The organism is Rhizobium tumorigenes (assembly GCF_003240565.2).
Classification (GTDB): Bacteria; Pseudomonadota; Alphaproteobacteria; order Rhizobiales; family Rhizobiaceae; genus Rhizobium; species Rhizobium tumorigenes.
This window is the reverse complement of record NZ_CP117256.1, coordinates 406,839-416,493: the sequence shown is the minus strand read 5'-3', so window position 1 is coordinate 416,493 and position 9,655 is coordinate 406,839. Positions and strand designations below refer to the sequence as shown.

The 9,655-nt window shown below is 58.1% G+C and carries 10 protein-coding genes; 9 read left to right on the top strand and 1 reads right to left on the bottom strand.

Features of this window, described 5'->3' with window-relative positions; translation table 11 throughout:
• The first annotated feature begins 23 nt into the window (after positions 1-23).
• From PR017_RS19755 to PR017_RS19720, 8 genes are all read left to right on the top strand, one after another.
• The gene (locus PR017_RS19755; RefSeq protein ID WP_111219292.1) at positions 24-1,160 is read left to right on the top strand and encodes an FAD-dependent monooxygenase; all 1,137 of its coding nucleotides are present in this window, start codon (positions 24-26) and stop codon (positions 1,158-1,160) included.
• On the top strand, positions 1,157-1,957 hold the full coding sequence (locus tag PR017_RS19750) for an alpha/beta fold hydrolase (protein ID WP_111219294.1): 801 nt from the start codon (positions 1,157-1,159) through the stop codon (positions 1,955-1,957). Before PR017_RS19755 ends, PR017_RS19750 begins: the two co-directional genes overlap by 4 nt.
• A gap of 71 nt (positions 1,958-2,028) precedes the next feature.
• Complete coding sequence (locus PR017_RS19745; RefSeq protein ID WP_111219342.1) at positions 2,029-2,781, top strand: maleate cis-trans isomerase family protein; 753 nt, start codon at positions 2,029-2,031, stop codon at positions 2,779-2,781.
• A 10-nt stretch (positions 2,782-2,791) separates the two neighbouring features.
• Complete coding sequence (locus PR017_RS19740) at positions 2,792-3,427, top strand: N-carbamoylsarcosine amidohydrolase (protein ID WP_111219296.1); 636 nt, start codon at positions 2,792-2,794, stop codon at positions 3,425-3,427.
• 42 nt (positions 3,428-3,469) lie between these two features.
• Complete coding sequence (locus PR017_RS19735) at positions 3,470-4,501, top strand: 2,5-dihydroxypyridine 5,6-dioxygenase NicX family protein (RefSeq protein ID WP_111219298.1); 1,032 nt, start codon at positions 3,470-3,472, stop codon at positions 4,499-4,501.
• A gap of 140 nt (positions 4,502-4,641) precedes the next feature.
• On the top strand, positions 4,642-5,124 hold the full coding sequence (locus PR017_RS19730; RefSeq protein WP_111219300.1) for a MarR family winged helix-turn-helix transcriptional regulator: 483 nt from the start codon (positions 4,642-4,644) through the stop codon (positions 5,122-5,124).
• Positions 5,125-5,758: 634 nt separating this feature from the next.
• Positions 5,759-6,067 carry a type II toxin-antitoxin system TacA family antitoxin gene (locus tag PR017_RS19725; protein ID WP_111219302.1) on the top strand — a complete coding sequence of 103 codons (309 nt, stop codon included), beginning with the start codon at positions 5,759-5,761 and terminating at the stop codon, positions 6,065-6,067.
• Positions 6,067-6,609: a GNAT family N-acetyltransferase gene (locus PR017_RS19720; RefSeq protein WP_111219304.1), complete on the top strand. Its 543-nt coding sequence runs from the start codon at positions 6,067-6,069 to the stop codon at positions 6,607-6,609. The genes PR017_RS19725 and PR017_RS19720 overlap by 1 nt, the downstream gene beginning before the upstream one ends.
• Positions 6,610-6,767: 158 nt before the next feature.
• Here PR017_RS19720 and PR017_RS19715 read toward each other — a convergent pair whose 3' ends face one another.
• Entirely contained in the window at positions 6,768-8,624 is a 1,857-nt protein-coding gene (locus PR017_RS19715; protein ID WP_111219306.1) for a sensor domain-containing phosphodiesterase, read from the bottom strand.
• An 849-nt stretch (positions 8,625-9,473) separates the two neighbouring features.
• Here PR017_RS19715 and PR017_RS19710 point away from each other — a divergent pair.
• A complete protein-coding gene (locus tag PR017_RS19710) occupies positions 9,474-9,650 on the top strand; it encodes a hypothetical protein (RefSeq protein ID WP_154677464.1) in 177 nt (58 codons plus the stop codon).
• Positions 9,651-9,655 lie beyond the last annotated feature (5 nt).

The following is a 9,655-nucleotide window of genomic DNA, read 5'->3' as shown; positions in this document are numbered from 1 at the left end:
CATGACAGCTAGAAGGGTCGGCCATGTCCAACGGTAAGGAAAAGATCGCGATTATCGGGGCCGGTCTCGGCGGCGCCGTGGCGGGTGCGTTGCTCCAGCAGGCGGGCTTCGACGTCAATGTCTATGAGCAGGCCCCGAGCTTCTCGCGCCTCGGCGCCGGCATCCACATGGGGCCGAATGTCATAAAGATTTTCGAACGCCTCGGCGTTGCGGAAAAGGTCGTCAGCATCAGCAGCACGCCCAGCCACTGGTTCAGCCGCGACGGCATCAGCGGCGACTATCGCTCCCGCATTCCGCTTGAGGGCTACGGTGCAACTTACTGCACGGTGCATCGCGGCGACCTGCAGGGCATCCAATGCGATGCGCTGCAACCGGGAACGCTGCATTTCGGCAAGAAGCTGACCCGCATTGACGATAACGGCACAGACGTGCTGATAGAATTCGAAGATGGCACGTCGGTCAGGGCCGACATCGTCATCGGCGCTGACGGCATCAACTCTCGTGTTCGTGAAACACTGCTGGGTGCGGAGAAGCCGAACTACAGCGGCTGGGTCGGGCACCGCGCGCTGATTTCTTCCGACAAGCTCAAGAAATACGACCTCACCTTCGAAGACTGCGTCAAGTGGTGGGGACCGGATCGCCATATGATGGTCTATTACACGACGGCCCGTCGCGATGAATATTACTATGTCACCGGTGTGCCCCATGCCGCATGGGAGTTCGAATCCGCATTCGTACCAAGCAGCCGCGAGGAGATGTTCTCCGAGTTCGAGGGTTACCACCCGATCATCCAGGCGCTGATCGAAAGCACGGATGAGGTGACCAAGTGGCCGCTCTTCAACCGCAATCCACTGCCGTTGTGGAGCATCGGCCGCCTGGTGCTTCTTGGCGATGCCTGCCATCCGATGAAGCCGCACATGGCCCAGGGCGCGGCAATGGCGATCGAGGATGCCGCCATGTTGACGCGCTGTCTGCTGGAGACCGGCATCAACAACTTCGGCACCGCCTTCGCGCTCTACGAAGCCAACCGCCGCGACCGCGCGACGCGCGTGCAGACCGTGTCCAATGCCAATACCTTCCTGCTCAACCAGGAGGATCCGTCATGGGTTTACGGCTATGATCTCTACGCCGAACCGTTGAAAAGCGAGAAAGCAGCATGAGCAACGGCCCCATCTACGGCGCGAACGTCTATGCCAACGGCATCCGCCAGCATTATCTCCGCTACGGCGGCAAGGGCCCCGTCGTCATCCTGATCCCGGGCATCACCAGCCCGGCCATCACCTGGGGTTTCGTCGCCGAGCGCCTCGCCGAAACGAATGATGTCTATGTCATCGACGTTCGCGGCCGTGGCCTCTCCTCCACCGGCCCGGACCTCGACTATGGCCTGGATGCGATGGCTGAGGACGTCATAGCCCTTTCGCAAGCCCTCGGCCTCGATAGGCCGGCGGTTGTCGGCCATTCCATGGGCGCCCGTATCGCCATGCGCGCTGCCGCGTCGGCGCAAGAGGTCTTCTCCCGCCTGGTGCTTGTCGATCCCCCGGTTTCCGGTCCCGGCCGCCGGCCCTATCCGAGCAAGCTTGCGTGGTATGTCGATTCCATCACGCTTGCCGAGAAGGGCATCGATGCCGAGGGCATGAAGGCGTTCTGCCCGACATGGACGCTCGAGCAGCGGCAGCTGCGCGCCGAATGGCTGCACACCTGCTATCTGCCGGCCATCGTCACGGCATTCGAAGACTTCCACAAGGACGAGATCTTCGGCGACTTCGCCAAGCTCAAGCAGCCCACCATGCTGATGGTGGCGGGGCGCGGTGGCGTGATCGAAACGGTGGACGAGCAGGAGATCTCCGGCCTGAACGGTGCCATCGAGATCACCCGCGTGCCAAATGCGGGCCACATGATCCCGTGGGATGATTTCGACGGCTTCTTCGTCGCCCTCGGCGACTTTCTCTCCAGTTGAATGCGGTGGCGGAGCCATCGGCTTCGCCACTCACCCGTCTTTCGCCTTCCATGCCGCAGAGGACTTCATCCGTGCAGAAATATTACCGTATCGGCCAGATCGTACCGAGTTCCAACACCACGATGGAAACCGAAATTCCGGCCATGCTGACGGCGCGCCAATCGATCCGGCCCGAGCGGTTCACGTTCCACTCCAGCCGCATGCGGATGAAGAAAGTCGTCAAGGAAGAACTGGCGGCCATGGATGCCGAATCCGATCGCTGCGCCGTCGAACTCTCGGATGCCCGCGTCGATGTGCTCGGCTATGCCTGCCTCGTTGCCATCATGGCGATGGGCCTCGGCTATCACCGCCAGTCGGAAAAGCGCCTAACCGGCCGCACGCAGGAGAATGGCACCGACATTCCCGTCGTGACCAGCGCCGGCGCCCTGATCGAGGGCCTGAAGGTGATGAAGGCGAAAAAGATCGCCGTCGTCGCGCCCTACATGAAGCCGCTCACCGAGCTCGTGGTGGACTACATCCGGGAAGAAGGCTTCGAAGTCATGGACTGGCGTGCGCTGGAGATCCCCGACAATCTCGATGTCGCGCGTCACGACCCGGAAAATCTTCCAGCCATCGTCCAGGCGCTCGATCTTACGGATGTCGACGTCATCGTGCTGTCCGCCTGTGTCCAGATGCCGTCGCTGCCCGTGATTGCCAAGGTTGAAGCCATGACCGGCAAGCCGGTGCTGACAGCCGCCGTTGCCACGACCTATTGCATGCTGAAATCGCTCGGTCTCGAAGCTGTCGTACCGGGTGCCGGTGCGCTGCTGTCCGGCGCCTACTAGGGAGACGACAATGCAAACCGCCGAAGCCAACTATCAGGGTGTCTGGGGCAACCGCATCGGCTTCGGCCAGCGACCGGCGCTCCTTGTCATCGATTTCCTGAAGGCCTACACGATCGAGGGAGCGCCGCTCTATGCGCCCGGCGTGGTCGATGCCGTGGCGCAGACGCCCGAGCTGATCGCCTCTGCCCGCGCCGTCGGCATTCCCGTCATCCACACGCGCATTCTTTATCTGGCCGAAAATTGTGCCGATGGCGGCATGTGGGTCAAGAAGTCGCCGGTCATGAAGGCCATGGTCGAAGGCAACGTGCTTGCCGAATTCTGCGAAGGCGTCGAGCCGGCAGCCGGTGAGCTCGTTATCGTCAAGCAATATGCCAGCGCCTTCTTCGGTACCAGCCTTGCCTCCCACCTGCACGCCCAGGGCATCGATACCGTCATCATGGCCGGCTGCTCGACGAGCGGATGCATCCGCGCGAGCGCCGTCGATGCGGTGCAACACGGATTCCGGGCCATCGTCGTGCGCGATTGTGTCGGCGACCGCCATCCCGATCCGCACAATGCGAACCTCTTCGACATCGACAACAAGTATGGCGACGTCGTTTCGAGGGAGGAGGCGATCGCGGCAATCGCCAAGCCCGCCTGTCCTTAACCCTCCGCACACCTGAGCCTTCAACCAACAAGGGGAACGAGCATGGATCAATTCAGCTTCACGGAAATCTGCCTGCATCAGTTGAAGATGTCAGGCGTCAAGGAGGGCGAAAAACTCATCGTCCTGACGCAGGGCAACGAGCGCCTCGATTATGCCGACGCCTTCATGGGCGCTGGCCTGCGCCTCGGCGCCAAAATGTATCACATGCGCCTACCGCCGGTGCCGCCAGCGGGGGCATGGGCCGTCGGCCAGACAGGCCTTGCCTCCATGCCCGATGCTGTGGAGGCGCTCAAGGCCGCCGACATGCTGATCGACTGCATCTTCCTGCTGTTCAGTCCCGAGCAGATGGCCATCCAGGCGGCCGGAACCCGCATCCTGACGGCGGTGGAGCCGCCGGACGTTCTCGCCCGCATGCTGCCGACAAAGGAGCTGCGCGAGCGCGTCGAATTCGCGGGCGACCTGCTTTCCAAGGCGAAGGTCATGCGCATTACCTCGCCGCACGGCACCGATGTCACTTACAAGCTCAACACCTATCCCGCCATCACCGAATATGCATGCACCGACGAGCCCGGCCGCTGGGACCATTGGCCGTCCGGTTTCGTATTCACAGGTGGCGACGATGATGGCGTCGACGGCACCATCGTCGTCGCTCCGGGCGACATTCTGCTGCCGCAAAACATTTACGTCCGCGACCCCATCACCTATACGATCGAGAACGGCTGGATCACCGATATCAGGGGCGGCCTCGATGCCGATCTAGTCAAGTCCTACATGGAAGGCTTCGACGATCCGCGTGGCATGGGGATGAGCCATGTGGGCTGGGGCCTCAACCAGAACGCCAAGTGGCATCGCATGGTGCCTGGGGAATTCCCGGGTGGCATGGGCATGGAAGCCCGCTCGTTCTATGGCAACGTCATGTTCTCAACTGGCCCGAATAACGAGCTCGGCGGTCCGAACGACACCGCCTGCCACCTGGATATCCCAATGCGTGGTTGCTCGCTGTTCCTGGACGACGAGCCAATGGTGCTGAACGGCGACGTCGCCGTGAAGGAAATGCAGTATATCCGGAAGTAAGGCAGCGACGCCCGCCCTATCCTCTGCGCACGAGGATAGGGCGAAACCCGCGGAGCAAATGGTGAGGCGGCCCAGCTTCGGGATGTTCGGCTCGGAATGGATCGTATAGGACTGCCGCCAAACAGAGGCCTGCTGCTGATATGAGCAAGAAAAGCAATGATACGTCGCAAGATGCGACCCAGTCCGGCGCCGAATACAAAGTAACCGAGCAGGTCGGCCATCTCCTGCGCAAGGCCTATCAGCGGCACCTTTCGATTTTTCAGGACGGCACGATCGATCCGGATCTGACATCGATGCAGTTCGTCACGCTGTGCGCGCTGCGCGATCTCGGGCCGAGTTCGCAGGTGGAACTGGTTAAGGCGACCTCCGTCGACCAGGCGACTATCCGCGGCATCGTAGACCGGCTGAAGGCAAGGGGACTGGTCGAGCTTTCCAAGGACGAGGCCGACGGCCGCAAGGTCATCATCGCAATCCTGCCGAAGGGTGAGGCGCTGCTGCAGGCCATGTATCCACAGGCTCACCAGATCAGCGAAAAAACGATGGCGCGTCTCAATCCAGCCGAGCGGGTTGCATTGCTGTTCTTGCTGCGCAAAATTGCGGAAGATGATGCATCGGAAGAGTAGAAGTGTATGCCGGTTCGGAGCGGCATGGCCGGCCCACCCTGCGATAAATTGCTGATCACATACTGAATTTTATTAGACGAGGACGCCGCCAGAGCTCTCCCGCATTACGACAGCTTGTCACCGGATCAGGGCGGCACGGTGACCAGTTCGTACAAATTCCAAACAACCTCCAGTTGCCGACCTGCGAGGGGTTGACGCCTGCTCCCATGCCTCGGTCGAATCTCCAGCAACCTAAAAGTTCTAAAAGTTTACTACGCGCACCATACGGCTGAGTAGCTGAAACCAAAAGATTTCCGATGGTATTGGTAGTTCGATTCCCTTCAAGGCTTGAGCTGATAATATCCAACAGCCGGGAGCTCTGCCTCTTGGATGCTTGAGGAAATTAGGCTAATTTTCCGGGCATTGTCACACAGGCCCTGTAGATATTTTGGTTTCTTGTTGAGGCCTGTCTAGGCTGGTGAAAAGTCGTTGACGTTCGCCTGCCCATCTGCACGGTGCGCCGGAACCAGATACGTTGCACGACGTTCACTGCACGTACGCACACCAAACGTACACAAATTCGAATACCAACTTGACGAGTACGTCATTTTGACGTACGCAATGCTACATTGTTACACCCGAATAGGAGGCGACTATGCTTGCTTTCAAAGACATGACTGCCGAAATCGATGAACCAAACGACGCACGTATGGGCTTCCGTACGAAGGCGCGCATCAAGACGGCAATTCAACGCGCTGCTGCGCTATCCGGTGTAGACGACTCCGCTTTCACGATCAACGCTGCTTATCAATCCGCCATAACGACAATTGCCGCTCATGAACGGACCCTTTTGCAGCCAGCCGATCAGGCTGCGTTTTTTGCTGCACTGGATAACCCACCAGAGCCGACAGATAGACTTAAGGCTGCTTTCAAGCGTCACAGCGACACTGTCAATTCAAAATAATGCCGCAAAACGAAGCGTCAAAGCCAATCATCGAGCCGCTCGATCCCCTCAAACATGATCGGGCGGCTTTTTCGTGCGGCATTGTGCAGGTCGATAATTTCTTTCACAAGACCGCAAACAAGCTTCAGAAAAGCGACAATCTTCGTGTTTTTGTCATGACGCAAGACGGGGGTCCGGTGATGGGCTTCTACGCCATCAACAGCCACGCTGTTGACTATTCGGAGCTTCCGAAAAGGTTCGCGCGCGACCGGCCCGGACACGGGTCAATTCCCGCGGCCTACATCTCAATGATCGGTCGCGATTTGAAATTCGCTGGCAGCGGATACGGCGGCGACCTGCTGATCGACTGCTTGACGCGAATAGTGCGTATCTCGGATGAAATAGGTACGGCAATCGTAATGCTCGATGTCCTTGATTGCGGTGATGCAGAGCGGACCGAGAAACGAGTAAAGCTTTATATTGATTACGGCTTTCAACCCCTGCCAACAAATGCGATGCGGATGTTCCTCCCGATCGCGACGGTCAAAAAGATGCTCGACTAAACCCCGACGCTCTTGGAGTTCCGCGGAAATACTCATTCGTCTCGGCTTCTCAACACCTTGACAGAATAAGACAAGTTTTTGGGTTCGTATCCCATCATGGCGGCCGATCAGGTCGGGCAGAGGTGTGGGGCGACGCTTTGCGAGCGAAAACCGCTTAATCAAGCTGTGTCTCGGCCAGGGAGGGAACTTGGCTCGCCACGCATGCGGTGGAGGGTAGCATTCAGCTCTGAAACGCTGTCCCGTGCTTGTCCGCGTTCGCGTAGAAGCGTGCAGATCTGATCGGCTGGTAGAGCCTTCGAGTATAGGTAGCCCTGACCGAGGACGCAGCCCCGCTCAAGCAGAAGCTCGGCTTGCTCAGTAGTCTCTATGCCCTCTACGACCACCTTGATGCCAAGGCGTTTGGCAATATGGAGGATACCCTCGACTATGCTCGTCCCGGGGTCGTCAGGGCCTAAGAGATCGGTGAAGGATTTATCGATCTTGATGATATCCACAGGCACGGTGATGAGATGGGTGAGTGATGCAAAGCCAGTGCCAAAGTCGTCGAGGGCAATAAGCAACCCCGCGGCACGTAAGGCCGCGATCTTCTTCGCGACACGTCGATCACGATCACCAAGATAGACGGATTCCGTCACTTCCAGCACAGCATGGTGCAGTGGTACCCCCTCCTGTCTGAACGCGACCTCGAGGCTTTCCGGTAAGTCCGTGCAGGAGAAGTCTGCGGCAGACAGGTTGATGCCCACATGCTGAAACGGTATGCCGAGCCTTAGCCATCCACCGACATCCCGAGCGATGCACTCAATCATCCGTCGTGTGAGCGATGCCGCGATCTGGGCATCCTTTGTGGCTTCGAAAAATTCGGCGGCCGGCACGATGGCGCCATCGATCGTACGCATGCGGGCAAGAGCTTCCACGCCTATGATGTCTCCGGTATCTATCCGTACGATCGGCTGATACCAGGCTTCAATCCTGCTGTCCTTCAGAGCGGCAGCCACTTTGTGGATGGCTTCCGAACGTCTTGAAATCGCGGTGGTCAGGGTATCGTTATAAATGAGCACGCCGCCGCGGCTCTCTTCCTTGGCGTGATAGAGAGCGATGTCGGCGTTCTGCCGAACCTCAGCCACGCTTAAGCCCACTCTCCAGTGCGCAATACCGATCGTGATAGTCGGGAACGCCGTGTGCTCGCCGCACACGGCTGGGACACTTACGTTGCTACCAATACGCTCGGCTAACTCCTTGGGGTCGATAGCCGCATCATCCAGGATGACGGCAAATTCGTCGCCGCCGATGCGATAGGTTCGTAGCGTGGCGGCCGAGCCGGCAATGCGAGCCGCCACAGCCGCAATCAAATCGTCGCCAGCGTTGTGACCGAATGTGTCGTTGACGCTCTTGAGGTTGTCGATATCGATCAACAACAGTGACCATCCGGACTTCGGAACATTTTCGAGGTCCTTGTTGTACTTGGCGCGGTTGGTGAGGCCTGTCAACGCATCAGTGTATGCGAGACGCTCCCGCTCCTGGAACCGCTCATGACGCTCAAGTGCGATCATACATAGCGGCAAGCAACCTTCCACGACGCTCTGTTCGAAAGCGGTTGGCTTTCGCGCCTCATCGAAATAGAGAGCAAATGTCGCAAGGACTTGTCCTTTGCTTCCAAAGATTGGGCTTGAGAAGCATGCTCTTAGGCCGGCAGCCTGAGCCAGATCTTTGAAAGCCGACCATCGAGGATCGTTTTCGATATCGTCTACCACGACAACGCGCCGCAGATAGGCGGCTGTTCCACATGAGCCTGCGGACGGGCCGATTGCAATGCCATCCAGCGCAGCTGAGTAGTCCTTCGGCAGATTCGGAGCCACGCATGGGTGTAGCAAGCCATGCGAATCCAGAATCAATATTGACGTGCGTGTACCTGGCAATAATGTTTCCAACTCGCAGCATAGCGTCGCAAGTGTTGCCTCGAGATCGTCGCCTTGGGCGACCATCTTCAGAATACTGTTTTGCACTTCTATCAACATGGCCGCTCCTTTCTCCGATAGACGTATCATCGCTTGATGCCTGCGGCGTTAATCGGACCGACAATCTTGAGACATGCTGAATCTAAGGTTACAACCATGACGCAGCAATCTTACATTCAAATATCGCTTTAAGACGTATGATCTGAAGGCGTTGTTACGCCGTGAAAACAGCCAATCTGTTTCGCCTAGCAGTCCGCGACAGGAGATGGATCCGAGGGTGTTTAGGTGGATATGGTCTGCGTGGCCAAAGACGACGGCTCGACAGGGAGGCGTTGCATCGATGCCGAGCCATACTTACCATTCGAACTATTGGAGTAGCGGAGATGCCTCGCCAAGCTTGACCATTGGCCCTCGACCCCAGACGCGAAGCTTTCGAACTCAAGAATTTTTCTCCCGGTTTTCCAAGATACGTGCAATCTTGTGCGCCTGGCAGATCATTCTGTGATAACTTCAAAGGCAGGCATTTCAAGAACGAAACGGTCGCTGGAATTGATGTCACAATACGTGGCCTTGATCCCGCCGTCCGACCCTTCCCACTGGCAGCGGACGGCAATTCTCGCCGTGTCCGAGGGCGGACATGACGGGTTCAGGCACCGTGGAGTTTATGCCGATCTGAAGGAACTGGTCGAATATCTCGCAAATGGCACGTTTCCAGAACAGGGCGATACGATCTATATCTCGGCTCGAGGAGGAGCGGGACTCTTAAAGCACCATGCCTGCTCGTCGGACTTCCTACGTCGGACCCTCCATGCAAGATGGAAGATGGTCGACTGGATTGCGGATGATCTTGTCGGTAGCCGATAATGCCACACATGGTTGACACTCTGCGACTGTTGCAAAGGAAACCGGATGCTAGACCTGCTGAAAAAGATCTACGAGAAAAACGAGGAATTTGGCTTTTTTCAAACCGTATCGCAGGGACAGCCGCCGGAAATGATCCTGATGATCGACTGGGTGTCTCGCAAGCCGCTTTCGCCACAGATGCGCGATTTCTATAGCTTCGCCCTGACTTGGTCGGAGGGCTGACGGGA

Bases quoted from the DNA above. Each gene is read 5' to 3' on its own strand.
- PR017_RS19720 (WP_111219304.1), top strand. From the start codon at position 6,067: ATGCCGCAAAACGAAGCGTCAAAGCCAATCATCGAGCCGCTCGATCCC.
- PR017_RS19750 (WP_111219294.1), top strand. From the start codon at position 1,157: ATGAGCAACGGCCCCATCTACGGCGCGAACGTCTATGCCAACGGCATC.
- PR017_RS19715 (WP_111219306.1), bottom strand. From the start codon at position 8,624: ATGTTGATAGAAGTGCAAAACAGTATTCTGAAGATGGTCGCCCAAGGC.
- PR017_RS19710 (WP_154677464.1), top strand. From the start codon at position 9,474: ATGCTAGACCTGCTGAAAAAGATCTACGAGAAAAACGAGGAATTTGGC.
- PR017_RS19730 (WP_111219300.1), top strand. From the start codon at position 4,642: ATGAGCAAGAAAAGCAATGATACGTCGCAAGATGCGACCCAGTCCGGC.
- PR017_RS19755 (WP_111219292.1), top strand. From the start codon at position 24: ATGTCCAACGGTAAGGAAAAGATCGCGATTATCGGGGCCGGTCTCGGC.
- PR017_RS19740 (WP_111219296.1), top strand. From the start codon at position 2,792: ATGCAAACCGCCGAAGCCAACTATCAGGGTGTCTGGGGCAACCGCATC.
- PR017_RS19725 (WP_111219302.1), top strand. From the start codon at position 5,759: ATGCTTGCTTTCAAAGACATGACTGCCGAAATCGATGAACCAAACGAC.
- PR017_RS19735 (WP_111219298.1), top strand. From the start codon at position 3,470: ATGGATCAATTCAGCTTCACGGAAATCTGCCTGCATCAGTTGAAGATG.